Consider the following 24,651-nt stretch of genomic DNA (forward strand, 5'->3'; position numbering starts at 1 on the left):
AAAGGACTCAATGTATAAGGGGTAAGCGCGGTGAAGGTGACCGCATTTGTATGCAGATTACGCCTTGCTGTCAGTTCGGGGTTTGGGAAAGCTATATCTACGTACCTAGAGACCTGCTGACGATCGTTTAATCGAATCTAGCATGCATAGGCGAAGCGATTTTCAATTTACGACCCCAGATCATCAAGAGTCCTCAAGCGCTGATCACGACACATCGTGTCGTGACCGATATCCATCGCAGAACCAAATCCCTGGCGTATGGTCACCATCTCTTGATGCTATTGCTTTTTGAATTGGCTCGCTCGACAGGGGCCAGATCACAGCCCCCGCCAGCGCTTCCAGGATGAACGCAGCAGGAGGCTGTGTGCCATGATCTCAATAAGAAGCTCCTACCACCCCATCGACGCCGCGATTCTGTGGTGCGACCTCTCCGAGCACGAGGACGAGATTCTTCAAGTAGACCTTTCCCAGCCGGGCAGCTTGCGAAAGCATTTCCCGCAATGGCCAAGCCTGCACGAACACGTCGAGTATCTCTATGACGCCATTTTCAGCGGGGAATTGCCAGCGACTTACCTCGGCCAGCCTATTACTGCCGAGAAGCACGTTCACCGAGGCTTTTATTCCATTCGGCGCGCCGACCTCCTGCTCTGGTTCATACGGAGCCGCCCCGATCAGAAACCCGCCTTTCTGTTTCCCCAGAATGCTGATCACTCGAGATGCGTCAGTCTGAATGCGCATTTAGCCAAACAAGCCGAGCTCGAGTATGCCCTGAATACGCTTGAGCAGTTGCAGCAAAGCTACGATATCACCGCTGGTGAGATGGCCGCCCTTTCCACGCTCAACGAAAAGCTGAAAACGCGGCTCGAGTCACTTGGCATCCCATCCGAGACGTCCGAAGCCATGCACAACTGGCTGATCGGCGCCATGCTCGAAACCACGCTCGGGAAAAACCAAAACGGTAAGCAGCAATCGATCTATTCCAGCCAGGCAGCATTGGTACAAGCTATTCTGCTGCGCTTTCCCGGTGTGGATGGGTTGAGTAAAAGTACCATTGATCGCCGATTTGCCGACGCCCGCCGTCTTATAGCCCAGGCGAAACGGGGCTAACGCCGCATTGTCAGGCAATGCCCAGCATTGCCTGACAATGTTTTTTGCCCTCTTCAGACCTTCACTGACTGTCACTACCCACCACGCGCCACCCGGCGCTAAGGAGTGACATCATGCAACCGACCAGCCCTACCCCTCCTGCAGCTGACCGCCACATCATGCGCCGCGATGAAGTGGAGCAGAAAACCGGCTTCAAACGCTCGCACATCTACAACCTGATGAAGGCCGGTCAGTTTCCGCAATGTCGGCGTATCGGCACCCGTGCCGTCGGCTGGGATTCACTGGAGATCGAGCAGTGGGTCCAGGACCGACTGTCCATGGGGGGCTAACTCATGGAAGTCCTCTCGCTGATCTCGACCAAGGGCGGCGCGGGCAAGACTACCGTCGCCGCCAACCTCGGCGGCGTGCTCGCCGATGCCGGCCTTCGCGTTCTGCTACTGGACCTGGACAGCCAACCGACGCTGTCCAGCTATTACACCATGAGCGATGCATGTGAGGCCGGTAGCTACGAACTTATCGCGCAGCGGCTCACGGCGCCTGATCAGGTGATCTCTGCCACTGTCATTCAGCACCTGGATTTGATTGTCTCCAACGACCGCGCCGGGCACATCAACACCCTGCTGCTGCACGCGGCCGATGGCCGTCTGCGCCTGCGCAACCTGCTGCCTGCCTTCGAGGAGCATTACGATGTACTGATCATCGACACCCAAGGTGCACGCAGCGTGGTCGTGGAGATGGTCATTCTTGCCTCCTCTTGCGCCCTGTGTCCGGTCCCCCCGGAAATGCTCGCCGCACGAGAGCTGCGCCGGGGTACGCTGGGTCTGTTCGAAGAGTTGGAACCCTACCGCTACCTGGGCGTTGACTTGCCGTCGGTAAAGCTGCTGCTCAACCAGGTCAATGCCAACCGCCGCGATACGCGCTTGATCATGCAGAGCCTACAGGCCTCTTTTCAGACCGATCCGCATGTCAGCGTCTGCAGCACGGTGATCCCCGACCGTGTGGCTTATCCCAATGCCGCCTCGCTCGGCCTCCCCGTGCACCGAGTGGAAATAACTCCACCGTCCGGGAGCCGCAGCCCTTGCGCCGCAGAGGTCATGTGCGGCCTGGCCATCGAGCTATTCCCGCAATGGGCCCAGCAGGTCGATGCGCTCGCCGCCCGTGCGCCCGGCATGCTGACTGACGCTGGGCAGCAACTGCTCCGTCGCGTCTGATCGGAGGATGAGTGATGAAGCCACCAACCTCCGAAGACATCACGCGTCAGTTGCAACAGGCGCACTTTCCGCAAAACCACGACCGCGACCTCGCCGTGGCCCCCGTTGGCGATACACCGATTGTGGTTAGTCTCGAGCAACTGCGGCCATATGAGCTCAACCCGCGTGTGGTGCGCAACCCGCTCTATGACGACATCAAGGCCTCAATCCGCGAGCGTGGCCTGGATCAGCCACCTGCGATCACCCGCCGTCCCGATGAGCCGCACTTCATCATCCGCAACGGCGGTAACACGCGTCTAAGCATCCTCGGTGAACTGTGGCAGGAAACGCGCGAAGAGCGCTTCTTCCGTATCCATTGCCTGTTCCGTCCGTGGCAATCGGAGTCACATGCCTTGCTCGGGCACCTGGCCGAGAGTGACTTGCACGGCCAATTGACGTTTATCGAACGGGCTCTGGCCGTGGCAAAGCTCCAGGACATGTTCCAATACCCGGACACTCGCCTCACCCAACGCGAGCTCGCGACGCGCTTGAGTGAGGGTGGCTATCCCATCTCACAGTCACACATCAGCCGCATGTTCGACGCGCTCGAACATCTGCTCCCAGCCATCCCGCAGATGCTGTACGCGGGCCTGGGCAAATCTGGCATCGTGCGCCTCATCAGTTTGCGACGGCGAGCGGAGTCGATTTGGAATCGGTACTTAGGTGCTCCTGAGCAATTCCCGCTGTTGTGGTTCGAGGTTCTGTCAGCGTTCGACGGTGAAAAGCCGGAACTGAGTTCGAGTGAGCTGCAGGATGAATTGATTGCCAGGATGTCCGTGTCCTTGGAGCAGACACCTCGTCTGTTGGCTCTGGAGCTGCACCAGGAACAACGCCCCTCGCTGCCCCTAGCCGACAGCACTCATACCCCTCCGACCCCTTCAGCGGGTGAGCTTGCAAAGCCCTCGCCTTCATCTGTGCATCCGCCAGAAGCGCCGACTGCGGTACCCAGTCCCGAGCCGACAAAAGCTGATGCAGGCCTCTCGGCGCCGCAAGCACCACGCCTGCCCGATATACGCCAGGCGTTGGGGGACGAGCCATTACCGGAGAAGCTTCTGGAAGAGGTCGAGGAGGTTCCGACGCCGATCGTCACGGCGCCATCAGGCGCAGCGTCACTGGAAAAGATCAGCGCCTTGCGCGCGAGCTGCGCCGCCCTGGCCGCCGACCTTGCCGCTTACGCAGACGCCGGCGACATGGTCAGCCCCCTCGTGGACGGACTGGGCTTCACGCTTTCACCGGGGCATGGCGAGCGACTCAGCTCGCGGCACACCGGTATCCAGCTGCTGCTCTCGGCACTGCTGCGCCTGCAGGACGACGTGACCTGGAAGGAACGTCAGCAGTTGCCGGCTGCACTGTTTGGTCAGCTGATGATCGGCGTCTACGACCTGCCCTTCACCGACCGTCCAGCCCTGACGGTGGGCCTTGAACGACTTCCTGATGCCCAGCTGGAGCAGCTGTTCTCGCTGATCCGCCACGCCCGCCAGTTGATCGAACTGACGCTGTCGTCCACTCGATAACGTGAGGAGCCACCTCATGAGCACGACTTTCAATCTGTTGAACCATGCCATGCTAAACCAAGTGCTGCATGAGCTGCGCCATGGGCGTCTGCAGCGCTGTAAGGCCTTGGGCCTGGCCGACGAAGACATTGAGGTGCTGCAGTCGCTACCGCCGACCACCTTGTCCCACCTGGCACACTCATCGATCGCCTGGGTCGAGGTGAAGGTCGACATCACCGTATTGCGCCGCCTGATCGTTCAGGCCGAACGCGACGAACAGAACGAGCGGCTGATCAATCGTGCTCTCAAGTTGGGCGCGAGCTCCAACATCATGTACCGCTGCTTCGGCCTGGACCACTCTGAAACCGCGCTGCGCCGACGTGTGCTGAAGATCGAGACGCACCGCGGTCGGCCGGTCCAGCTCAGTGAAGCGCAAGAGCATGCGGTGTGGAATCGCTGGAGCCAGTTGCGCACGGAGGATCCGGACAACGATCCGCTGGACACCATGATGATGCTGGCCGAGGAACAACACATCAGCCTGACCCTGGTCTGGCAACAGATCGAACTGTATGGAGGCACACCATGCTGAGCTTTTACGAGGTCGACTGGCAGGACGTGGTGCGTCAGTGCTACGACGCCCTTAGGCGCCGAAATGAGTGGTATGTGGCGAACGGCAAACTGGCTGTTTCCACCCAGGAGCCGGCGGTGCGGACGATCTACTACGGCGACAACAATCCGCTGCCGCAGACCTTGCTGCTGGATCGGCGGCTGACGCCACTGGAGCGCAACACCTGGCAGGTACTGCGCTGGCTGATCACCGAACGTAGGGTCAAGACGCCACGCTATCAGGACCTGCAGCCCTACCTGGCGACCAGTCCCTGCGGCGCCCAGGCTTCGCGCGAAACCATCGCCCGCGCACTCAACGTTTTACGCACCACTCGCTGGCTCAGCCTGGTGGAACGCTCACGCGATGCCAACGGCTGCCTGCGCGGTTGCGTCTACGTGCTGCACGGCGATCCGTTGACCGCGGCCGAGCAGTTGGAACTGGATAGCGGCTACGCGGCGTTGCTGCAGCAGAACCTCTCTCATGCCACCAAAGGGGTCCGAGACGTGGCGCGGCATGTGATCGCCGAGATCCAGGCCGACCCGCAAGTCGCTCAAGTCGACAAGGACAAGATCGGCTCGCTGCCACCGGTCCAACAGCAAACGCTGCCGCTGATGAACGCTGAAACAAAGACAGAGGATTCCGAACCTGGCGCACACGGCCCCGTTCGGAATTCTCCGGCTGGCGCAACAGATCCCGAACCCTGCGGCAATACAGCGGATTTGGCTATGGTTCGGAATGCCGACGCTGGCCGTACAGTACAGAAAAACCAAAGCAAAAAAAGTACGGTACTGGGGCAGGTAGAGTTTGGTCGAGCACGGTGGCCCGAAGATTTACCGCTGAACCCGAACGAGCGGCGCATGGCCTCCCAGGCAATGCGTCAGCTCGAGCCGGAACAGCAACAAGCGGTAATCAACGAAGCGGCGGTGCGCTGCGCCCGCGGAGAGATCCGAAAACCCGTCGCCTATCTAATGGGTTTGATCAAGCGCGCTTGCCAGGGCAAGTTCACTCTCTGGGCCGCGCGTACCGAGCAAGAGAAATCCTCAAACCCTGCTTCACGCCCAGCCAAGCCAGCGTCGGAGGAGCCGTCCCGCGAACGAACGAAGCGCGGCGGTCAGCGCACCGCCTCGCCACTCGCCCTCTCCTGCCTGGAGGAACTGAAACAACGTTGTCGGGGGATCACTGCGGCGACATAGGGCTGGAACTCGGTGGATATAATGCCAATGCCATAGATTCCAACAACGTCCACCCTTCTGGAAATGTGACCGCACCACCTTCGCGATGATTCGCGTCGCCAGTCAGGGTTAGGCCCATCGTCGGCGTCATTCCGACGGCGAGGTACTGGCGATGGTCGATCACTACCAACTCAACCTGGGCTCCCTGCGCAGCAGCATCACCCTCACTCTGCACACCCACCATGCGGCACGGCTGTGGCAGGGGCGTAGCGGTCGCGACGGGGTACATCCGATCCTGGGCATGCCCGGTTACATCAGCGTCACCAACCTGCTCAAACACGCCAGCAGCCAAGGCGACCCGTACGCGGACTGGTTCATGTTGCAGCTGGAGGAAAAGCTACTGCAGGCCAGGCTCGACATGGCCACGCTGACGCAGCAAATGAGCCGCGTGGAACGGGCCCTGCCCACGCAAGTCGATGTCGGCGACAACCTCAATATCCACCCCGTCACCCTGCCGCTGTTCATCGGCAGCCAGTTGGGCTTTCTGGCGATCTACCTGCTTACCGACTACGACACCCTGGTCCGGCGGGTACTGCTCGCCCACCACACAGCGCTGATCGGCCGGGGCGACATGGAGTCCTGGATCGATGGCGGGGCGCATCTGCTGCGCAGCCTGTTTGGCCTGGCGCAGCGCTACCGCCTGGCGGGGGTGAGCCGCGACGACATGGCCGCCAACAACGCCCGCGCCCGCGAAGCCATCGACAAGTTCGGCGTCCTGCCGCAGGACATTCTCGAAGGGACGCGCCGCTCTCAGTTCGCCCCGCCGATCGCCCGCAGTAACGCGCACGCCGAGATCGAAAGCCCGAATCCGCCGGAAGCCGAAGAGCAGCCCACAGCCGACACCCCGAACGACGGGGGTGAGGCATGACCCTGGCGGAAGCCATTGCCCGGCGTTTGTCAGCCGATGCCTATCGCGAGTTCGCACAGGGTGCCTCCCTAAAAGGCCTTTTAAAGCCTTTTAAGGGTAAGGGGGAGCTGCAGCAGTTCGCCGAGACGATCCTGCGCCTGCGCACCCAGGTCGCCGAGTTGATGGCGGTGATGCTGGCGATCATGGCCCAGCCCCCCTTCTCGTTGCTGGACCTGCGCCTGGTCGTCCAGCACAGCGCGACGGGCACTGATTTCCTGCGCTGGCGCAGCCCGGATTTTCTGCGCATGGGCGTGGAGGTATGGCAGGAGGCGATGGTTCAGCCGCACCTGCACCCGGAACTGCGGCAGGCGTTGTATCAGCTGGAGACCAACCGTGTGGTGCTGAACCTGCAGATGAGCAGCCTGCAGTCGTTGTATCGCCAGGCCATCACTGGTGCCAGCAAGCTCGAGGCCGCCGAGCTCGCCCTGACCCGTTCCCCCACCGAGGAGTAACCCGCATGAGTACTTTGTTTGTTGGTGAAGGCAACATCGGCAGCGTTCCTGAGTATCAGGAGTTCAACACCAACCCGGATGAGCCGCGCCGCCTGCTGCGGCTGAATGTCTATTTCGACAACCCGGTACCACGCGAAGGCGGCTACGAGGACCGCGGTGGCTATTGGGCGCCCGTCGAGCTCTGGAACCGCGACGCCGAGCACTGGGCCACGCTGTACCAGAAAGGCATGCGCGTCCTGGTCGAGGGGCGCACGGTCAAGGAGGAATGGGAGGACAGCGAGGACAACGCCCGCGTGACGTTCAAGGTGGAGGCGCGGCGCATCGGTATCCTGCCGCACCGCGTGGCCTCGGTGACCATGCGCGAGAAAGCCAGCGACAACGCGAGCAATTCGCGCAAGGGGGGAGGCAAGAAAGCGTCACGCAAATCCGGATAAGTGCGTGGTACTCAGTGGAATCGCCGCCCGCAGCGCGATATCACTGGAGCCGTACAGGCAGCTCAGCGGGCAACACCGGCTGCTGCCGCTTGACTCACTCTCGCCGGGCGCTCTTGCGCCGCTCATGCTCCAGCATTTGCTTCACTTCCGCCAAGTACTGGTCCAGGGCAAGGAATGCCCGCCAGTGCAGCGGACTCTCCTGAACCCAGGCGACTAGCCGGGCCCGAGCCTGCTCCTTGTCCGGTTCCAGATGGGTGGCCATGAATAGCTCGTAGGCCTTGATCGCTAACGCATCTGCCTCACTCTGGTGGGATACGTGCAAGTTTGTTGCCTCCGTGATGACGGTCGAGACATCCATATTTTTTTCGGTGATACGCCTCATCGGGTTGTTAGTCAACCTTTTGAGTCGTTCATATCTTTGGGGTGCTGTTCGACCATATAGGTCGAATTGAAGAGCGCCCCCATTGCCCGTGAAAGAGCCTAGTCCACATCACATTGGTCGCCAGTTGGCGAAGTATCGCCGTGCCCGGCACTTGACCCAGACACAGGTCGGCGAGCATCTGCAGATTTCTGGCGAAGCGGTGTCGCGCTTGGAACGAGGCTTCGTTGAACTCTCGGTTTCCAAGCTGCTGCAATTGGCCGACTTGTATGGCTGCCCGGCCGATGAACTGCTGCTCGCGATCAGCCCTCGGCCGCAGGACTTAGGCGTGCAGATTAATTCGATCATCAAGGAGCTCGATGATGCGGATAAGCAATTCGCCCTGGAATCTCTGAAAGCGCTGGCGAGCCATCTCGCGCAACGCAAGTGATGCACCTCCGCCGATATGAACGCGGCACCTTCGGATTTACCCTGGCCTTCCGCGATAACACCCTCACCCTGTCGGTACCCACCGAGAGGGCCCGCGCATGCGCCTGTTCATCTGCGAAAAACCATCCCAAGCCCGCGACATCGCCCAGGTGCTGCAGGCCAGCCGCCGCGGTGATGGCTGCCTGAAAGGGCCGAATATTACCGTCACCTGGTGCGTCGGTCATCTGCTGGAGACCGCGCCGCCTGAGACCTATGGCGATTACAAGCGCTGGTCACTGGAAGACTTGCCGATCATCCCCAGCCGCTGGCAACTGGTAGCCAAGCCCAAGGTCGCTGGCCAGCTCAAGGTGATCAGCCAACTGCTGCGCACCTGCAGCGAGGTGGTCATCGCCACCGACGCCGACCGCGAAGGCGAGATGATCGCCCGGGAGATTCTCGAGCGCTGCCAGTACCAGGGGCCGATTTTGCGCCTGTGGCTGTCCGCGCTGGATGAAGCGTCGATCCGCCGGGCTTTGAGCGCCATGCGCCCGGGAGAGCAGACGTTGTCGCTGTACCACTGCGCCCTCGCTCGCTCCCGTGCCGACTGGCTGGTCGGCATCAACCTGAGCCGGCTGTTCACCCTGCTCGGCCGCCGCGCCGGTTTCGATGGCCTGCTGCCGGTGGGACGTGTGCAGACGCCCACCCTGCGCCTGGTGGTCGAGCGCGACCGGGCGATCGCCAGCTTTGCGCCACAGCCATTCTGGTCCGTCGATGCTCACATGGAGCAGGACGGGATCCGCTTTCAAGCGCGCTGGCAGCCCCCGGCCGCGGTCAGCGATGCGGTTGGACGCTGTATTGACGAAACCGCCGCACAGCAGGCGCTGAGACGCCTCATTCAAGCCGGCACCGCCGAGATCGACAATGTCAAAGTCGAGCACGTGCGCGAAGGCCCGCCGCTACCGTTCGACCTGGGCACGCTGCAGGAGATCTGCTCGGCCAAGCTCGGACTGGGTGCACAGGAGACCCTGGCCACTGCCCAGGCCCTGTACGAGACCCACAAGGTGACGACCTACCCGAGAAGCGATTGCGGCTACTTGCCGGAGAGCATGCTCGATGAAGTCCCACGCGTGCTCCACGCCCTCGCCGCTGCACCCTCGTTGGGGGCAGTTCTGAAAGAGGTTGACCCCAGCCGCCGCTCACGCGCCTGGAACAGCAGCAAGATCACCGCGCACCACGGCATCATTCCCACCGCCGTCACGCTGGATTTGGCGCAGCTCTCCGAGCGCGAGCGGGCGGTGTACACGCTGATTCGCGCACGCTACCTCGCGCAGTTCATGCCCGAGCACGAGTACCTGAAAACCCAGGCGCTGCTGCACAGCCAGGCAGATCAACTGGTGGCGCGCGGCAAGCAGATCCTGGTCCGCGGCTGGAAGGCAGTCATCAACGAGGCCGACGGCACCGAGCCGGCCGAACAGGCGCAGCGATTGCCCACATTGCGTGAATCCGCGACGGTGGCGCTGATCGACGCCATGCTCAACGCACAGCGCACGCAGCCGCCCAAGGCCTACACCGAGGGCACGCTGGTCAAAGCGATGAAAACCATCGCCAACCAGGTGGCCGATCCGCGCCTGAAGCAGAAGCTCAAGGACAGCTGCGGGCTCGGTACCGAGGCCACTCGCGCGGCTATCATTCAGGGGCTGATCGATCACGGTTACCTGACCAAGAAGAAACGCAGCCTAGCTGCCTCAGCTGCGGCGCATACCTTGATCGAAGCGGTGCCGCCGGAGGTGGCCGATCCGGTCATGACCGCGCTGTGGGAGCAGGCGCTGGACCGCATCGAATCGGGCCAGCTGAGCGTCGAGGCCTTTCTCGCCAAGCAGGCAGAGTGGCTGACCCGCTTGGTGCGCAGTAACGCCACACTCACCCTGCGCCCGCACCCCAGCAAGGGGCCGTTCTGCCCGGTTTGCCGCAGCACCATGCGCCAGCGCAAAGGCCGCACCGGCAGTTTCTGGTCTTGCAACCGCTACCCCGAATGCAAGGGCACCAAACCGGTGGCGAAGCCCAAGCGGGCGAAAAACGCATGACTTGACGGCACACCATAGCGCTGGTGTAGTGATCTGGCCTCTCGCCGCTTGGCGACCAAGACCGATTCGCTCCGGGCAGCTCGGTCAGACTCCTAGAGTTCGGAGCCACACTTCAGCGCATCTGCGGATGACTTCTCAGCGTTGCAAGTCTTCCAGGTGGATGACCCGTGCGGCTTGCATCAGGCCTCAGGGGTCATCCGCTTCGGCGACGATGCTCAGCTCCGGTGCCCGCCGGCGAAACACTGGGCACCTTTTGTACGCGGATGCGTGCCAGTTGATTCCGACCCAGGCCACGACAAGGGTCGGTTGATCCAGATGGATCGGCAGTGGAGGTCTGCGACGGACTCCGGTGCCACATCGCCGGGTCAAGGGTGGTCCAACTCCTCCTAGCCTGATGACCGTCGGGCTATTTTTTCGTCGCCGACAATCCACCGAAAGCCACCCGATTCCGCCCGCCCAGACCGCCTGCAGACCACGGTTGACGGGCCTTTTGCAGCGTTTTATAGATGAGCTGCACCTCGCTGTCGTTGACAGCACCCAGGTAGCCAGGACCTTCAAGGCTACGCCCATATCGGGTGGTTCTTACCCAAAGTGCGACTCGCGCTCGGCAGCTCGCACGGTCACCGTCCCATCGGTGATGAGCGCCTTCTCGACCGATCATGTGTTTGCACCTCCCCTTGCGGAACTCACCAGCCGCCAGGGCCGGTGGATGTCCGCGTTTCTGCTGAACAGGAGCTCCATCATGACGACTGCAAGCAATAACGCCCCCACCACCTACTTCAACCTGCACACCCAAGGCATCGGTTACCTGAACCGTGTTCGCGAAGTCCCGGTTCGCCGCGGCCAAGCGTTCATGGCCTGTGACATCGCTGCCTTGCACGGTGCCTCGGACGACGTTGAGTACACCCGCTTCGACTGCAAGGTCGCCAGCGGTGAAGCCGACCGGCTGATCCGTGAACACCTGGAAGACGTCCGCGCTGAACGCAAGGTCCTTATCGCGTTTCGCATCGGCGACCTCTGGGTCGATCCGTTCATGTACGAGAAAGGCGAACGCAAGGGGCAACCCGGCGCCAGCCTCAAAGGCCGACTGATCTTCATCGAGTGGATCAAAGTCGATGGCCAATTCAGCTACCGTGCGCCAGCGCGCACCGACGCCGCCGCCCCTGAGGCTGCTGAATCAGCAGAGTCGGAACAGGTGGACGGTGACACTGGCCAAGGCCAGCCAACTCCACCCGCTGCACGCAAATCCACCGCCGCACGCCAATCTGCTTGAGGCAGGTTGACCGCCCGCAGCAGGCGCTCTTATGAGCGCCTGTTGTTCATTCACGTCGGAGGTCGCCATGGAAAGCTTCTGGCTCTGCGAAGACTGCCTGCAGGCGGTCGCCTACGACGATTTCAGCGCGCTGTCGTTGTACTACAGCGAGGCTGAAGTCGAGCAACGCATCATCCACATGCCCGCCCAACTGCAAACCCTGCTACCGCTGAGCGCCGATTTCGACCCGCAGACCGGCGCCGGTATCGAGGCCTTCTCGATGCAACCGTGCGAGGGCTGCCAAAGCCCGCTGCATGGCACGCGACATCGCTTCACGCGCCTTTGATCACGCACTTAAACCAGCCTGGGGCACTCCCCCACGGGGCGCTCCATCTGCCACGAGGAATTGCCCATGAACACCGCCTTGAACCTGGTTGACCCGCTCGATTCGGTACTGGCCCAACGCGCCCGTGAGGATGCGCTGATCACCGAGGCCCTGCAGCTGCTGGACCAACGTCACTTCCAGCGCGGCGAGGTGCTGATAACCCCCGCCGATGCCGCAGCCTACTTGAAACTGCAACTCGCCCCTTACCACCACGAGGTGTTTGCCTTGCTCTGCCTCGACTCGCGCCACCGTGTGTTGAGCTTCGACATCCTCTTCACCGGCAGCATTGACGGTGCCTCCGTGTATCCACGCCAGGTGGTGATCAAGGCACTCGAACACAATGCCGCCGCCGTGATCTTCAGCCACAACCACCCCTCCGGCTGCTCTGAACCGAGCGGCGCCGATCGGGTACTCACCACCCGCCTGACCGAGGCTTTGGCCTTGGTCGAGGTGCGCGTCCTGGACCACATCATCGTCGGCGAAGGCACTCCGCTTTCGTTGGCCGAGTACGGCTGGATGTGACAGCCCACGTTGCCCATGAGGTCACCGCCCGTTCGGGGTGGCCTCGGCACTTTCGGAGAACCACCATGCATCCTTCCCATACCAATCCGTTTCTTCGCGGTTTCCAAGACTTGCGCTACGAGCGTGTCCTGCAGATCAGCTATGCCGACGATTGCCCTCCATGCTACCGCGCGCTGCACCCGGCTCAGAACGAGCTGCCCAATGAAGCCATCAACCTGCAGCCGTGCCTGTTCGATGACGACGTCGCGGTGATCACCGATGGTGTATGCGTACCCGAGTTTCTGCGCATGCGCTGCCCGGCCGACGGCCTGGTGAATACCGTGCTCTACCAGATACTGGGTAGTCAGCTCGGACGCTCGATGCATATCGGCGACCTCGTCAACGTGGAAGCTGCGCAAAACCTGATCGAACAACTGTCCTTTGCCACCGGGCACTACAGCCGCAGCTGGGAAATCAGCAGCGCCCACCTGCCCGCAGACGACTTCGAGTACCTGCAGGTGTGCGCTTGGTGCAATTCACCGGCGAGCTTCTTCGAGTGCTTCGAACTCAACGTCAGCCATGCCGTCGGCTGCAAGCTGTATTCGACGCCTTGGGTCGCAGACATTAAAGCCGGCGGCAGCAGCTGCAGCGCCGACGAGGTCAGTGCGCGGATGCTCGCTGACCGTGTCCCTCCGGTGTTACTCAAGCTGCTCCTACTGGCAGGCCAGGCGGACATCCGCCTGTTGATCTTTGATCCTGACGCGGCACCTCTCTGGGAACTACCGCTATTCACCGAAGAATGACCAAGGCGCCCTCCCGGGCGCCTTTTTTATGATGCCCGACAGAAAAGCTGGCTCGCCGGATTCGGTTTTCCAGTGGGGACTCGCCTCGTGTCTTCGCCATGGTATCGGCAACATTCGTCGAGACCCAGTCATGCAAACATCCCTACTTCCCACTATCGGCGTGATGGCCGTCCTGGCCGGCTGTAGCACACCGCCGCCGGCCCCGGCCCCCACGGCACCACCCGCCTTGCCGGCGGTATCGCCGCAGCCGAAAACCCCGCTTCCGGCCTGGGTCCGCCAAGACCGCTACACACTCGTCACCACCCGGCCCACGCTGGAGCAGCGCCAACCGCTGTATCAACTGGTCAACGTGCAGATCGCGCCAGCCCTGCATGCCACCGTCGGTGAAGCCCTGCGCCACGTGCTGCACCGCTCGGGCTTCGCGCTGTGTGCCGACAGCCCAGCGGTGGATCGCTTGTTCCGTCGCCCTCTGCCCGCGGTACAGCACCAGCTCGGACCTATCTCGCTGCTGGACGCCCTGACCATCATCGGCGGCCCGGCCTGGCAACTCGACATCGATCCAGTTGATCGGACCGTGTGCTACGCCCTGCGCGTGCCATCGCCCGCTGCCCCCTTTTCGACCCTGGAGCTCACGCCATGAAGGTCCTCCATTTTCAGGCCTTGGTGGTCGGTGCCCTGTGCCTGGGCGCTGCGGTGCTCGCCGCCGAAACGTACAACCATCACCAGCAGTTGGCCGAACTTCAAGCCGCGGCCCGTAATGCCCCGGCGGATCCAGCGCCAGCCCTGCGCCGCGATATCGATGCTTTGTCCTCCAAGCTCACGACGCTGCAGCCGCAGGTAGTCGCGCTGAGCGAGGCGCAAAGTCGACACACCGCGGCGCAGGTCACCCTCGGTCAGCAGCAGGATGAACTGGCCACCTCGCTCAAGACGCTCCAGGCAGCACCGCCAGGTCCGAGCAGCAGCGATCTGACGGCACTGGAACATCGGCTGGCCACGGCAGAAGCCAAGCTCGAGAAACTGTCGACCCTCCCTTCTGTGCCCGCGGCCACCAACGCACAGGTAAAGTCCTTCACCAGTGCAAAAGCCAAGGCCAAGCCTCTGGCCCCGCCCTTTACCCTGCTGGGTATCGAGACCCGAGGTGACGTCAGGTTCGTGGCAGCCCTGCCCAAAGGTGCGCATTCGCTGACGACCGTGCACTTGCTACAGCCTGGCGACAGCTTGAACAGCTGGCAGCTGCGCGCGATCCGCACGAACCAGGTGGTGTTCCATGTCCCCGGACAGGGCGACCACACACTGCCCCTGCCGTGACGAGGTGCTTATGGCTAGGTGCTCCCGCCTTTCGCTCATCCTGCTCCCCGCCTGTCTATTCGCAGGACTGGCGTGGACCGCGCCAAAACTGATCGACTCGGCTTCGCAGTTCAGCGAACAGATGCCACTGGGTCGGCAGGCATCCGACGCGGCTCGGGCCAAGGCCTGGGGGCTGACGGAGGATGAGTGGGCCGAGTTCGAGCGCTTGCAGGCTGGGCCCCGCCACTACTGGTCGCCGCAGCTCGACCCGCTCACCACCCTCGGCGTGGAAACCGACTCGGACCAGGAACGGCAACGCTACGCCGAGCTACAGGTCCGTCTCGAGGCCAAGCGCGCCGAGCGCGAGTTGGCCTACCAGAAGGCCTACACCGCCGCCTGGGCACGACTGTTCCCGGGCATGCTGCCCGTGCAGGGCATGGCCGACGATCCAGCGCCTACCCCCGCTGGCCGCTTTGCCCTGTTTGTGGAGGAACGCTGCCCGCCCTGTGTCGCCAACACTCAGCAATGGCTTCGTGGCGGCGCGCACCTCGATGTGTACCTGGTCGGCAGCCAAGGTGACGATACGCGTCTACGCCGGTGGGCTCGGGGCGCGGGCATTACCCCCGCCCAGGTCAGCAGTGGCCAGGTCACTCTCAACCATGACCGTGGCCGCTGGTTCGCCCTGGGCGCCAGCCGCCCCTTACCCACACGCTACCAGCAGGTGGACGGGAAATGGCAGCGCATCGACTGATCCTGGCGCTGGCCTTGACCTGCGCCACGGCCGTTCACGCCGACGCGCTGCCGCCGCCGGCGTATCAACTGGCTGCCGCACGCGCCGGCATCCCCGCCTCCGTGCTGTTCGCCATCGCCCTCCAAGAGAGCGGCACGCCGCTGCGAGGTCACCTCATGCCTTGGCCTTGGACCCTGAATGTTGCTGGTACGCCGCAGCGTTTCGCCCGCCGTGATGAGGCGTGTGCCGCACTCAAACAGGCGCTGATCCGTCACGATCCCAAGCGCATCGATGTCGGGCTGGGCCAGACCAATCTCGGCTACCACCCGGACCGCTACCACAGCGCCTGCGAGGCTCTCGATCCTCGCGCCAACCTGGCCGTGACGGCAGAGCTGCTGCGCGCCCACTACGCCGACAGCGGTGACTGGGTCATGGCGGCGGGCCGCTATCACCGCCCTACCGGCGGTAAACCTGCAGCGCGCTACCGCCGCAAGTTCAGCCAGCACTGGCAGCGTGTACAAGCGGTCGTGGCGTCTCCGAGAGGGCCGCAGCCATGAACTGTCGGTGCTGGGTAACGCTGTGTATTTGTCTCTGGTGGACGGTTGGCGCGCTCGCGGCCCCCAGCCAGTTGCCCGATCCCCGCGCGCTGACGTGGGCCCTGCCCGTACACAGCACACGCCTGTCACCCGGTGCCGTGTCGCCAAGGACATTGAAGCTGCCCGGGTTGACGCCGCTGTTCCTGGTCGGGCACGACGCCGCCTCTCTGGAATGGTTGGCCCAGCATGCACAGAAGCTGCAGGAGTTGGGCGCCAGCGGCCTGGCTGTTGAAGTGGCCAACACCCCGGCGTTGCGCCGCATCCAAGCGGCAGCCCCGGGGGTGGACATCTGGCCGGTGAGTGGCGACGACATCGCCGAGCGCCTGGAACTGCAGCACTACCCGGTGCTGATCACGCCCACCGGCCTGGAACAGTGAGGGTGGCTCATGGGCGAACATGCGATGGAGTCATTGCTGCGCCCTGCGGTGGAGTTGTACACCGTGGGCATCTGCGCCGGCGCCGGCGCCCTGTGCCTGCATTCGCCCTGGGCGGTAGCCCTGTCGCCCGAGGTAGGGGCAGGCATGGCCCTGGCCTATACCGCATTCGGCCTGAAGCGGCTCAACGAGGCGCGGATCGTCCTGCGCTATCGGCGCAATATCCGCCGCCTGCCGCGCTACTCGCTGACCAGTCGGCAGATTCCGGTAAGCGGCAAGCGCCTGTTCATGGGTCGTGGCTTTCGCTGGACTCGCCTGCACACCCAGCGCCTGCTCGAGGCGCAGGACCCGGCGCTGGCCCGCTATGTCAACCAATCGGCCGCTCACCAGTGGGCGCGGCGGATGGAACACTTGCTGGAGAAGGCCCCACCTTGGCTGTCACTGCTGCCCCGCCTGACCGCCTGGGACAGCCCATTCAACCCGGTGCGGCCACTGCCGCCGGTGGGCGGCTCGCCACTGCTGCACGGCGTCGAGCCAAAGGAGCAGGAAGCCAGCTTGCCGCTGGGCGAGCGCGTCGGGCATACCCTGGTGCTAGGCACCACGCGAGTCGGCAAGACACGCCTGGCCGAGGTGTACATCACTCAGGATATCCACCGGCCGAGCCAGGAAGTAGTCATCGTCTTCGACCCCAAGGGCGATGCTGACCTGCTCAAGCGCATATACGTCGAAGCGCGCCGCGCCGGCCGTGAGCACGAGTTCTACGTGTTCCACCTGGGCTGGCCGGAGATATCCGCCCGCTACAACGCCATCGGCCGCTTCGGCCGCATTTCCGAAGTCGCCACCCGCATCGCCGGCCAACTGAGCGGCGAAGGCAACTCGGCGGCGTTTCGCGAGTTCGCCTGGCGCTTCGTCAACATCATCGCCCGCGCGTTGATCGAGCTCGGCCGGCGCCCTGACTACCTGCAGATCCAGCGGCATGTGGTGAACATCGATGCGCTGTTCATCGAGTACGCTCAGCACTTCTTCGCCCGCCATGATCCGCAGGCCTGGGAAGCAATCGTGCTGATCGAAGGTCGCCTGAACGAAAAGAACATCCCGCGGCACATGATCGGCCGAGAAAAACGCGTGGTCGCCATCGAGCAGTACCTGACCGCCAAGCGCATCTTCGATCCGGTGATGGACGGCCTGCGCTCGGCGGTGCGCTACGACCGCACCTACTTCGACAAGATCGTGGCTTCGCTGCTGCCGCTGCTGGAAAAACTCACGAGCGGCAAGACCGCGCAACTGCTCGCCCCCAACTACTCCGACCTGGAGGATCCACGGCCGATCTTCGATTGGCTGCAGATCATCCGCAAACGCGGCATCGTGTATGTTGGCCTGGATGCGCTGTCCGATGCCGAGGTGGCGGCTGCCGTCGGCAACTCGATGTTTGCCGACCTGGTCTCCGTCGCCGGCCATATCTACAAGCACGGCATTGACCACGGGCTGCCAGGCTCCTCCAGCGCCGCGGACAAGGTGCCGATCAACTTGCACGCCGACGAATTCAACGAACTGATGGGCGACGAGTTCATTCCGCTGATCAACAAAGGTGGCGGCGCCGGTATCCAGGTCACTGCCTACACCCAGACCTTGAGCGACATCGAGGCTCGGATCGGCAACCGGGCCAAGGCCGGCCAGGTCATTGGCAACTTCAACACCCTGCAGATGCTGCGGGTACGGGAGACCGCCACCGCAGAACTGCTGACCAACCAACTGCCCAAGGTCAACGTGCAGACCCGCACCCTGGTCTCCGGCGCGACGGACACCGCCGATCCTGATGCCCACACTGACTTCACCTCGTCCTCGCAGGACCGGGTTACCACCGCCGCCGTACCACTGATCGAGCCGGCGCACATCATCGCCTTGCCCAAGGGGCAGATGTTCTCGTTCCAGGAAGGCGGACAGCTATGGAAAGTGCGTATGCCACTGCCCAAACCCGGCAGTGACGACCAAATGCCGGCAGACCTGCAGACCCTGGCCGCGCGCATGCGCGAGTCCTACAACGCCAATACGGGGAGTTGGTGGAGCAGCGCTGGCGGTGCGCCGACAGTCGATTTTGATCCCGAGATGCCTCCACCAGGGCGCAGGCACTCCTGATGAGCACGCCTTGTGCAACCGGATACTCTGGAGCCTATATGTCGACCACCCCAGCCAGCCCAACTCCCCCGCAGCGAAGTCCGGGGCTCATCTTCGGCATGCTCGAGCTGTGTCTGCGGCTACTCGGCCTGCTCTTCGCTTCGCTGATCTTCTCCATCGTGCTGGAGTTCGTGGGCATGCTCTGGTTCTGGCCCGAGCAGGGCTGGCATCACAGCCACGCCATGTGGCTGAGTGAGCTCGGCTGGCTAAGCAATCACTTCAAGAATTCGCTGCTCGTGCAAGAACCGGCGCAAGCGACCGCCAAGGTCCTCGAACACCTCAACAACTGGGTCGTAGTGCGCTCTGGATGGGCGCATTCCGACGCACAGCTGAAACTGCTCAGTCGAGAAGCGTCAATGCAGGGGCAGTTCGCGCAGGTCTACGTTGTGATGCAGGACTACCTGTTGGCGGCTCTGTTCACGGTCTTTACTTTCGTGGTGAGGCTAGCCGTTTTGACCCTGGCCACCCCGCTGTTTTTGCTGGCTGTAATCACCGGTGCGGTCGATGGGTTGATGCGCCGTGACCTGCGCAAGTTCGGAGCAGGCCGCGAAAGCAGCTTCGTGTACCACCGAGCGAAGCGGACACTCTTGCCGCTTATAGTCAGCCCTTGGGTGATCTACCTATCCCTACCATGCTCGCTGAATCCCAACTGGGTGTTACTGCCATGCGCGACTCTTCTGGGCTGTATGGTCGCCCTCACCTCAGCGACATTCAAAAAATACCTTTGAGGATGCACCTGATGCACAGATACAGGCATCTCCGCCGAATGGGGCTGAACACCGCGAGTTCTGTGAGTCAGGAACGGGTTCTCGGCATCGACACCTTCCTGCTACCAAACGAGGTGTTCACGATTTGGGAACACCCCATTGACGTACAACCAATGCTCAGATACCTTGTTCCCAAATTGGGAACAAAGCTACGATCATGAGATTGCTTGGTAGAGAAAAATTACCCATTCTGCTGGGAGAGAGCGAGCACATCCGCAAGTGGATTGGCGTGTGGGTGAGTGAAATCGACCATGCAAGCTGGAAAATCCCATCGGAACTGCTGGAGCAGTTCCCGAGTGCTCTTGCTACTACCGAAGATACTTTTCTGTTCTCTGTCTGCGACTCGGGCAAGTTTTTAGAGTTGAAGGTTGCTTTTGCCCAAGGAATTGCAATCATCACTGCTATAGTGAAAAAAATATGATTACGTTGAGCCCGAAAATTATCAAAACAGAGGAACAGTACCTCGAATACTTCAATGAAGTGCATTCGCTGATAATTTCCTCTCCAAAACTAGGCTCTGAGGAGAGTGATAGGCTCGAATTACTTTCGATGCTGATCGAAGATTACGAGAAGCAAAAATATCCGGTCGAGGCTCCAGACCCTATTGATGCAATTTTGTTTCGCATGACCGAGAAGGGGCTTAAGCAAGCCGATTTAGTACCCTACTTCGGCACTAGGAGCCGAGTTTCAGAGGTCTTGGCTAGGAAGCGCCCACTTACAGTCCCTATGATACGAGCTCTTGCTGTCGGTCTCGGCATCTCCGCTGACACATTGATTGGTCTTGACGAAGTCGAAGGCAATAATAAAAAACAAAATGTAGACTGGTCAAAATTTCCGATCAAAGAAATGGTCGCTAGAGGCTGGATTGACAACATAACCAGCAAGGCTAAGAAGACTGTAGAGGAAATAGTCCAAGGTTTCATTTCCGACATGGGACTACAAGAAAGCGGGGCCTCTTTTCGCCGCACACTTGCCGGAGACTCGCCTACGCCCACCACAACTTATGCCTTATACGCCTGGCTTGCTAGAGTAATCCAAAAAACGCGCGAAATAAAAAGCGAGCTGCCACCATATGACAGAGCTAAGATTGGCGATTCTTTAATCAAGCAAATCGTGCACCTCAGTCGTTTTGAGGACGGCCCTAAAATGGCAGTATCGCTACTTAAGGATCATGGCATAGCTGTGATTATTGAACCACAGTTAAAGGGCACTATGCTGGACGGCGCGGCCCTTAAAGAGATCGACGGAACTCCGATAATCGCACTTACCCTCAGGTACGACCGGATTGACAACTTCTGGTTTACCCTAGTGCATGAACTAGTCCACATCTGGAAGCACATTGACGACACAAACGAAGCAATCCTGGACGACTTAGAACACGCAAGCACCGACAAAAGAGAGTCAGAGGCCAATCGTATCGCACGTGACGCATTCATTCCGAGGTCATTATGGAAGCGAACCGATGCGTACTTGAAGCCAAGCAAAGAGACCATCAACGCATTGGCAAAGGAACTCAACATACATCCAGCAATAGTTGCTGGCCGACTTAGAAAAGAAGCTGGTAATTACAACCAATTCACTGATCTCATCGGCCAAGGAATGGTAAGAGCTCAACTCGAAAATCTATGAGGCGTTAAATATGAACACCCAGTATTTTCCTATCATTCGAGCCAAATCCGGTGAGCTGGAAGCCTTAACATTTCTGAGCAAGCTGGATAAAGCATCGCTGGCTCGCTGCACACCAATTTTCGAGATAACAAAGCTAGACGGAAAAGCTCTCGAGACGGCCAGAAAGAGGAGCGATACCCCTTTCGAAAAATACCTTGATGAACGTGCGCATAAAATTGCGCAGATATTCAGAGGCAAGCACGTAATTGTTGACGTTTCTCAATGGCCTCTTGATTTCACAACGGAGGGTGGGGAGCAGGTACTGAGCTTCATCTGCAATCGACTGAACGAATTGGGTGTATTGGTTTGTCCTATAATCGGCTATGACCGATGGGAGGTAGTCGAATATCGAGAAACGATTACCTCCATGACTTTGCCTGATCGTTCATTCTTTTGTATTCGTTTGGACAGCTTGGCCATCGAAGATCTTGGAGACCCAGACCACTTAGCAGAAGTTATTGAGGACATGATTGCCAGTACTGGACTGATCGAATCAACCACACCCGTCCTTATTGACATGGGCGATGTTACCAAATTTTCTATTCAGGAAGTCATGGAGCTCCTTGAGACTGCGTATGGCCAGATGAAGACTTTGGGATTCCAGGACATAATCATGAGCGGGAGCTCCATCCCTGACTCTATTGAGAAAGCCGTAAAGGACCGCGACTCGACTGGCTTGGTGCAACGAAAAGAAATGATTGCTTGGAAAGGCTTTCTTTCTGCGAACCCCACTGCAAAACTTTACTTCGGCGATTACGGCGTAAGAAACCCAAGGGCTTCAGACAACATCGCCCCAAACATGAACGTCAAGATAAGATACACGGTAAACAATGCTTACTTCGTTGCTCGCGGCCACTCCGTAAAAGGTGAGGATGGCTATGCCCAAAGCCAGAAACTCTCAAAGATAATTGTTAACTCAATTCACTACCGTCAACCCGAATTCAGCTGGGGCGACAACAAGATCATGCAATGCAGCCTTGGGAAAATTGTCGGCAGTTCTACAAACTGGATAGCCTACGACACCAACCACCACTTGAAGTCCGTAACCAGCGAAATTTACGAATTTGCTTTACAACTCGCTGCGATTACAGAGCGCGCATGACGCAACATTGGTACCCGCCAGTTTTCATGCAACCAAACTGGCGAAACACAAACAATGTATGCAGACGTCATCGACAACAAAATTCCGCCACTACACACTAACCACCTTAGTTAGACAAATGAGCATGCGCCACACCCGCAACTCGCCTCCATCAACTGATAGAGCATTAACAATGACAACATCTAATAACGCTACTTTTAGCGGCGCGGACCCCTCTTGGGCAAATGCCTGCGTCGGAAATAATGGCAACCCTGGATATATAGAGTATTCCAAAGGCTTCTCTGCTGCCGCTAATATTTTGATTGAGCAAGTCCTGGCGGGCCGCGGGTTAGATTTACCAGTGGACGACCTTGTATACCCAGTTTGTTTCAACATGCGCCACTCCGTCGAACTTAGACTTAAGGGTGCAATCCAAGAGTTGGCTGACATAGCTGAAATCCAAAGCCAGCCTTTCGTTTTCGACCTATCAGGATCTCACGACATTGGAAATATTTGGAACTTCTTTAAATCTCAATCGGAGCTTCTTGACGAGCGCTATATCGAAGTCAACAAATCGATCAACTCAACAATATCTGACATCGCAGCGGTAGATGCCACAGGCCAAACATTCCGCTACCCTGTGAGCAACGAAAGCCAAAAGCACCTAACTGAAATTGCGCTAATAAATTTCTTCCTTCTAAAAAATAAATTTGGCGAGCTAGAAAAAAACCTCGACACCCTTCACTCTCTCAACCTCTGGCTTAAACAGGAGTACCAACAAGGGACCTTTACAAGCAAACTGTCTCGCCCAAAAATTTATGAGTTAGCTCGTGCTCTACCTCCAAAGTCCGAGTGGTCTCACCCTCAGTTCACCGTTACAAAAAAAGAACTGATGAAGACATACAACCTCGGAAGCCGAGACCTTACAAAAGCCATTGATAAAATTAAAAATCACTACTTCTTATCATACCTGATCGGCGCACCACTACCAATCAAAGGAATTTCCGAAGACCAAATCTTAAGTTTCTTTGAAAACTGGACAAGTCAAAATAGTGATACTGAAGAAGAATCAAAACCAAGCCTCGGCATCGACTACTGGGAAAGAAAAGAATCCATTATTGATGACATAAAAAAACAAGCCGAATCACAACAGGCCACCTGGAGCAAATTTGAAAAACTAATGACCCCCGACTTTCTGGCAGGACTACATGCGCTATATTATTTCGCACGCGATAAAACATACACGGAGTACTACGACACAGCATATGAGCTAGCATCCAAAGAAATAGCTCATGAATTCAAATGTGGACCTGCCGCAGTTAGAGATAGCTTTATGCATATACACAACAAAACAAACGCAGCCTCCAACATCCTTATTTCTCTATTTGCCCTAGGCCACAAGGATCTCGCTGAGACCATTATTAGAAAACACACCCTTGACACCTCTCTACACTGGATTGAAAAAGCGAGAAGCGGCCAGCTTTTCTCCTACCCTGAATTCGCCAAATATTGAATTATTGATGCTGCGCACTCGCTTGAAACAAATCAGGAGCTAGACCGATCTTTGAATCGATCTTTTCTAACAAATTTTGAGATCGATACCATAAAAAATGCAGATCAGAGTCTCTCGTACATAAGCGATTATCTGCACATCCTTTTAACTCATGCCAAAGCCAGATTGTGCCATTAAGGTGAAAGAAAGACTCCTCGCTGGATTTCGCCATGACTATTTTTTCCTACCTGCTGCTGCTTGCCTACCTAGTATCGCTTTCCGCTGCTGCTGACATTCGCGAGCGCTCGGACCTGAAACTGGTGGAGCGGCAGATTTTCTACATCGAACAGTTGGCCCACCGCGCAAGTAGCAGCTCAATCGACGCCGCAGGAGCTCGCTACCGCTTTGATTATGCAAGGTTCGCTGCGGACCTCGAGCGTATGCGTCAAGGCATCCACAAATACCTTTCGCCCTCCCGCTCGCAGCCGGCTGACTTGGTCGATCTGACCGGTGATTACCGCACTGAAGCGCCCCTCGCGAAGGCATCCGATGAGCATGACTGACGCCCAACTCAACGCGTTCTCGGTCGTGGCCGGGTTCACCCCGCAGCTCAGCTCAGTGCTGTGGCGCTCATCAGTGCTGGTGCTCGCCTTGCTCTGGTGCACCTGGGCCCTGTGGACCGGCTATCGCGGTTGGGCGGCCGGCAACCTCAATTTCGGTGCGCTCGGCGGCAGCACGCTGCGCCTGGCCCTCGCCCTGATCGTGTTGATGTTTTTCATGCTGTCGTAATCAGGAGATCTTGCTATGAATCTCTCCCCTCGTTGCCATCGCCCGCTCGCCTTGTTGCGGGGATCCTCTACGCAAGTACTGTTCTGTGGCCTGGCGCTGCTGAGCTCGACGTTCGCCTGGGCTGACCTACCGACCATGGAAGCACCGTCTCGTGGCGAAGGCTCGGGGCTGATCGACACCATCAAGAACTACGCCTACGACGGCGGCATCCTGCTCGGTCTGTTGATTGCCACCCTCGCCTTCCTCGGCGTGGCCTGGCATTCGCTCACCGTCTACGCCGACGTGCAGAACCAGCGTAAGACCTGGAAGGATCTCGGCGCGGTGGTCGGCGTTGGCGCGCTGCTGGTGGTGGTGATCCTGTGGTTCCTCACCAAAGCCGCGACGATCCTGTGAGGTCA

Annotated in this window: 30 protein-coding genes; 29 read left to right on the plus strand and 1 reads right to left on the minus strand. The window is 59.6% G+C overall.

Annotated elements, in window-relative coordinates; genetic code table 11:
• Positions 1-369: 369 nt before the first annotated feature.
• The 9 genes from ACTJJN_RS11685 to ACTJJN_RS11725 all read left to right on the plus strand — a co-directional run bounded on the left by ACTJJN_RS11685 (position 370) and on the right by ACTJJN_RS11725 (position 7,482).
• A complete protein-coding gene (locus ACTJJN_RS11685; protein ID WP_102689175.1) occupies positions 370-1,107 on the plus strand; it encodes a hypothetical protein in 738 nt (245 codons plus the stop codon).
• 113 nt (positions 1,108-1,220) lie between these two features.
• Positions 1,221-1,436, plus strand: a complete 216-nt coding sequence (locus ACTJJN_RS11690) for an AlpA family transcriptional regulator (protein WP_102689176.1) — start codon at positions 1,221-1,223, stop codon at positions 1,434-1,436.
• 3 nt (positions 1,437-1,439) lie between these two features.
• Positions 1,440-2,318 (plus strand): ParA family protein, encoded by an 879-nt coding sequence (locus ACTJJN_RS11695; protein ID WP_102689177.1) that lies wholly within the window; start codon positions 1,440-1,442, stop codon positions 2,316-2,318.
• 14 nt (positions 2,319-2,332) lie between these two features.
• A complete protein-coding gene (locus ACTJJN_RS11700; protein WP_102689178.1) occupies positions 2,333-3,871 on the plus strand; it encodes a ParB family protein in 1,539 nt (512 codons plus the stop codon).
• 16 nt (positions 3,872-3,887) lie between these two features.
• Positions 3,888-4,439, plus strand: a complete 552-nt coding sequence (locus ACTJJN_RS11705) for a DUF2857 domain-containing protein (RefSeq protein WP_019098991.1) — start codon at positions 3,888-3,890, stop codon at positions 4,437-4,439.
• Entirely contained in the window at positions 4,433-5,650 is a 1,218-nt protein-coding gene (locus ACTJJN_RS11710) for an STY4528 family pathogenicity island replication protein (protein WP_102689179.1), read from the plus strand. The genes ACTJJN_RS11705 and ACTJJN_RS11710 overlap by 7 nt, the downstream gene beginning before the upstream one ends.
• A gap of 151 nt (positions 5,651-5,801) precedes the next feature.
• A complete protein-coding gene (locus ACTJJN_RS11715; RefSeq protein ID WP_102689180.1) occupies positions 5,802-6,557 on the plus strand; it encodes a PFL_4669 family integrating conjugative element protein in 756 nt (251 codons plus the stop codon).
• Positions 6,554-7,048, plus strand: a complete 495-nt coding sequence (locus ACTJJN_RS11720; protein ID WP_102689181.1) for a DUF3158 family protein — start codon at positions 6,554-6,556, stop codon at positions 7,046-7,048. Before ACTJJN_RS11715 ends, ACTJJN_RS11720 begins: the two co-directional genes overlap by 4 nt.
• 5 nt (positions 7,049-7,053) lie before the next feature.
• Complete coding sequence (locus ACTJJN_RS11725; RefSeq protein WP_102689182.1) at positions 7,054-7,482, plus strand: single-stranded DNA-binding protein; 429 nt, start codon at positions 7,054-7,056, stop codon at positions 7,480-7,482.
• 94 nt (positions 7,483-7,576) lie between these two features.
• Here the strand turns inward: ACTJJN_RS11725 and ACTJJN_RS11730 are convergent, their stop codons facing one another.
• Positions 7,577-7,804, minus strand: a complete 228-nt coding sequence (locus ACTJJN_RS11730) for a hypothetical protein (RefSeq protein ID WP_086974480.1) — start codon at positions 7,802-7,804, stop codon at positions 7,577-7,579.
• Positions 7,805-7,946: 142 nt separating this feature from the next.
• Between ACTJJN_RS11730 and ACTJJN_RS11735 the strand changes: the two genes are divergently transcribed.
• The 20 genes from ACTJJN_RS11735 to ACTJJN_RS11830 all read left to right on the plus strand — a co-directional run bounded on the left by ACTJJN_RS11735 (position 7,947) and on the right by ACTJJN_RS11830 (position 24,646).
• Positions 7,947-8,291 (plus strand): helix-turn-helix domain-containing protein, encoded by a 345-nt coding sequence (locus tag ACTJJN_RS11735; protein ID WP_102689183.1) that lies wholly within the window; start codon positions 7,947-7,949, stop codon positions 8,289-8,291.
• Between the two features lie 97 nt (positions 8,292-8,388).
• Positions 8,389-10,353, plus strand: a complete 1,965-nt coding sequence (locus ACTJJN_RS11740; RefSeq protein WP_102689184.1) for a DNA topoisomerase III — start codon at positions 8,389-8,391, stop codon at positions 10,351-10,353.
• A 742-nt stretch (positions 10,354-11,095) separates the two neighbouring features.
• Positions 11,096-11,626, plus strand: coding sequence for an STY4534 family ICE replication protein (locus ACTJJN_RS11745; RefSeq protein WP_102689185.1), 531 nt, complete (start codon positions 11,096-11,098; stop codon positions 11,624-11,626).
• 67 nt (positions 11,627-11,693) lie between these two features.
• Positions 11,694-11,951 carry a hypothetical protein gene (locus ACTJJN_RS11750; protein WP_102689186.1) on the plus strand — a complete coding sequence of 86 codons (258 nt, stop codon included), beginning with the start codon at positions 11,694-11,696 and terminating at the stop codon, positions 11,949-11,951.
• Positions 11,952-12,017: 66 nt separating this feature from the next.
• A complete protein-coding gene (locus ACTJJN_RS11755; protein WP_102689187.1) occupies positions 12,018-12,512 on the plus strand; it encodes a JAB domain-containing protein in 495 nt (164 codons plus the stop codon).
• Between the two features lie 65 nt (positions 12,513-12,577).
• A complete protein-coding gene (locus ACTJJN_RS11760; RefSeq protein WP_102689188.1) occupies positions 12,578-13,294 on the plus strand; it encodes a hypothetical protein in 717 nt (238 codons plus the stop codon).
• Between the two features lie 130 nt (positions 13,295-13,424).
• Complete coding sequence (locus ACTJJN_RS11765) at positions 13,425-13,934, plus strand: PilL N-terminal domain-containing protein (RefSeq protein WP_172455948.1); 510 nt, start codon at positions 13,425-13,427, stop codon at positions 13,932-13,934.
• Positions 13,931-14,602: a hypothetical protein gene (locus ACTJJN_RS11770; RefSeq protein ID WP_102689189.1), complete on the plus strand. Its 672-nt coding sequence runs from the start codon at positions 13,931-13,933 to the stop codon at positions 14,600-14,602. Before ACTJJN_RS11765 ends, ACTJJN_RS11770 begins: the two co-directional genes overlap by 4 nt.
• A gap of 10 nt (positions 14,603-14,612) precedes the next feature.
• A complete protein-coding gene (locus tag ACTJJN_RS11775) occupies positions 14,613-15,332 on the plus strand; it encodes a TIGR03759 family integrating conjugative element protein (RefSeq protein WP_102689190.1) in 720 nt (239 codons plus the stop codon).
• Positions 15,314-15,868: a glucosaminidase domain-containing protein gene (locus ACTJJN_RS11780; protein ID WP_102689191.1), complete on the plus strand. Its 555-nt coding sequence runs from the start codon at positions 15,314-15,316 to the stop codon at positions 15,866-15,868. The genes ACTJJN_RS11775 and ACTJJN_RS11780 overlap by 19 nt, the downstream gene beginning before the upstream one ends.
• Positions 15,865-16,284 carry an integrating conjugative element protein gene (locus tag ACTJJN_RS11785; RefSeq protein ID WP_102689192.1) on the plus strand — a complete coding sequence of 140 codons (420 nt, stop codon included), beginning with the start codon at positions 15,865-15,867 and terminating at the stop codon, positions 16,282-16,284. Before ACTJJN_RS11780 ends, ACTJJN_RS11785 begins: the two co-directional genes overlap by 4 nt.
• A gap of 9 nt (positions 16,285-16,293) precedes the next feature.
• Positions 16,294-18,417 carry a type IV conjugative transfer system coupling protein TraD gene (gene traD / locus ACTJJN_RS11790; RefSeq protein ID WP_102689193.1) on the plus strand — a complete coding sequence of 708 codons (2,124 nt, stop codon included), beginning with the start codon at positions 16,294-16,296 and terminating at the stop codon, positions 18,415-18,417.
• A gap of 38 nt (positions 18,418-18,455) precedes the next feature.
• Positions 18,456-19,184 (plus strand): TIGR03747 family integrating conjugative element membrane protein, encoded by a 729-nt coding sequence (locus ACTJJN_RS11795; protein ID WP_102689194.1) that lies wholly within the window; start codon positions 18,456-18,458, stop codon positions 19,182-19,184.
• A 196-nt stretch (positions 19,185-19,380) separates the two neighbouring features.
• Positions 19,381-19,644 (plus strand): hypothetical protein, encoded by a 264-nt coding sequence (locus ACTJJN_RS11800; protein WP_102689195.1) that lies wholly within the window; start codon positions 19,381-19,383, stop codon positions 19,642-19,644.
• Positions 19,641-20,852, plus strand: coding sequence for an ImmA/IrrE family metallo-endopeptidase (locus ACTJJN_RS11805; protein ID WP_256596930.1), 1,212 nt, complete (start codon positions 19,641-19,643; stop codon positions 20,850-20,852). Before ACTJJN_RS11800 ends, ACTJJN_RS11805 begins: the two co-directional genes overlap by 4 nt.
• A gap of 10 nt (positions 20,853-20,862) precedes the next feature.
• Complete coding sequence (locus ACTJJN_RS11810; RefSeq protein WP_102689196.1) at positions 20,863-21,993, plus strand: beta family protein; 1,131 nt, start codon at positions 20,863-20,865, stop codon at positions 21,991-21,993.
• A gap of 124 nt (positions 21,994-22,117) precedes the next feature.
• Positions 22,118-23,485 (plus strand): hypothetical protein, encoded by a 1,368-nt coding sequence (locus tag ACTJJN_RS11815; protein WP_207268629.1) that lies wholly within the window; start codon positions 22,118-22,120, stop codon positions 23,483-23,485.
• Positions 23,486-23,694: 209 nt separating this feature from the next.
• Positions 23,695-24,027, plus strand: a complete 333-nt coding sequence (locus ACTJJN_RS11820; protein ID WP_102689198.1) for an RAQPRD family integrative conjugative element protein — start codon at positions 23,695-23,697, stop codon at positions 24,025-24,027.
• Positions 24,014-24,253 carry a TIGR03758 family integrating conjugative element protein gene (locus ACTJJN_RS11825; RefSeq protein ID WP_102689199.1) on the plus strand — a complete coding sequence of 80 codons (240 nt, stop codon included), beginning with the start codon at positions 24,014-24,016 and terminating at the stop codon, positions 24,251-24,253. Before ACTJJN_RS11820 ends, ACTJJN_RS11825 begins: the two co-directional genes overlap by 14 nt.
• A gap of 15 nt (positions 24,254-24,268) precedes the next feature.
• A complete protein-coding gene (locus ACTJJN_RS11830) occupies positions 24,269-24,646 on the plus strand; it encodes a TIGR03745 family integrating conjugative element membrane protein (protein WP_102689200.1) in 378 nt (125 codons plus the stop codon).
• The last annotated feature ends 5 nt before the right edge of the window (positions 24,647-24,651 follow it).

It is taken from the genome of Pseudomonas sp. 22515, from assembly GCF_052044625.1.
Lineage (GTDB): Bacteria > Pseudomonadota > Gammaproteobacteria > Pseudomonadales > Pseudomonadaceae > Aquipseudomonas > Aquipseudomonas alloputida.